Origin of the sequence: Micromonospora sp. DH13, assembly GCF_020873825.1 — a bacterium.
Classification (GTDB): domain Bacteria; phylum Actinomycetota; class Actinomycetes; order Mycobacteriales; family Micromonosporaceae; genus Micromonospora; species Micromonospora haikouensis.
The window spans coordinates 1-1,398 of sequence record NZ_JAHWGR010000084.1; the positions used below are offsets into that span (position 1 = coordinate 1).

The 1,398-nt window shown below is 71.2% G+C and carries 1 protein-coding gene; it reads left to right on the forward strand.

Translation table 11 applies throughout. The annotated features are described in order from the left end of the window. Window positions 1–1,398 (forward strand): type I polyketide synthase (locus tag LPA42_RS33320; protein ID WP_228987135.1); only part of this gene is annotated, 1,398 nt, incomplete at both ends.

A 1,398-nucleotide genomic window follows, 5' to 3' on the forward strand; every position in this document is an offset into this window, starting at 1 on the left:
ATCGTGGGTGGGACGTGGAGCGGTTGTTCGATCCGGATCCGGACGCGCCGGGGAAGTCGTATGTGCGTGAGGGTGGTTTCCTGACGGACGCGGCGGAGTTCGACGCGGCGTTCTTCGGGATCAGCCCACGTGAGGCGCTGGCGATGGACCCGCAGCAGCGGCTGCTGCTGGAGACGAGCTGGGAGACGTTCGAGAACGCGGGGATCGACCCGGAGTCGCTACGCGGCAGCCGCACCGGCGTCTTCACCGGCGTCATGTACGACGACTACGGCTCCCGCTTCCTGCACCGTCAGCCGGCGGGCTTCGACGGGCAGCTCGTCACCGGAAGCGCGGGCAGTGTGGCGTCGGGCCGGGTCTCCTACACCTACGGCCTGGAGGGCCCCGCCGTCACCATCGACACCGCCTGCTCGTCGTCGCTGGTCGCCCTGCACCTGGCCGCCCAGGCCCTGCGCAACGGCGAGTGCGACCTCGCCCTGGCCGGCGGCGTCACCGTCATGGCGACCCCGGCGTCGTTCGTGGAGTTCAGCCGTCAGCGTGGTCTCGCGCCGGACGCCCGGGTCAAGTCGTTCGCCGCCGCCGCCGACGGGACGTCCTGGTCCGAGGGCGTGGGCCTGCTGCTGGTGGAGCGGCTCTCCGACGCCCAACGCCACGGCCACCGCATCCTCGCCGTCGTCCGCGCCACCGCCGTAAACCAGGACGGCGCCTCGAACGGCCTCACCGCACCCAACGGGCCGTCGCAGGAGCGGCTGATCCGCCGGGCGCTGGCCGAGGCCCGCCTGACACCGGCCGACGTCGACGCCGTCGAAGCCCACGGCACCGGCACGACATTGGGCGACCCCATCGAAGCCCAAGCCCTGCTCGCCACCTACGGCCAGAACCGCGACCAACCCCTCTGGCTCGGCAGCATCAAATCCAACATCGGCCACACCCAAGCCGCCGCCGGAGCCGCCGGCATCATCAAAATGATCCAAGCCATGCGGTACGGGGTCCTGCCGAAGACCCTCCACGTCGACACGCCCACCCCCCACGTCGACTGGACCACCGGCAACATCCAGCTCCTCACCGACACCCAGGAATGGCCCGACCACGGGCGGCCCCGCCGCGCCGCCGTCTCCTCCTTCGGCATCAGCGGCACCAACGCCCACATCATCCTCGAACAACCACCAGCCACCCCCGCCCCCGCTCCCACCCCAGCTCAACCCACGGACCAGCCCGTCACGTGGATGCTCTCCGCGAAGACTCCGACGGCGCTACGCCAACACGCCCGACAGCTGCTGCACCACCTCACCGCCCACCCGGAGTTGAGCGCGGCAGACGTCGCGGCGGCATTGACCACCCGCGCCGCCCTGCCCCACCGCGCCGCCATCGTCGGCACCACCCACGAGGAACTCACCGAAG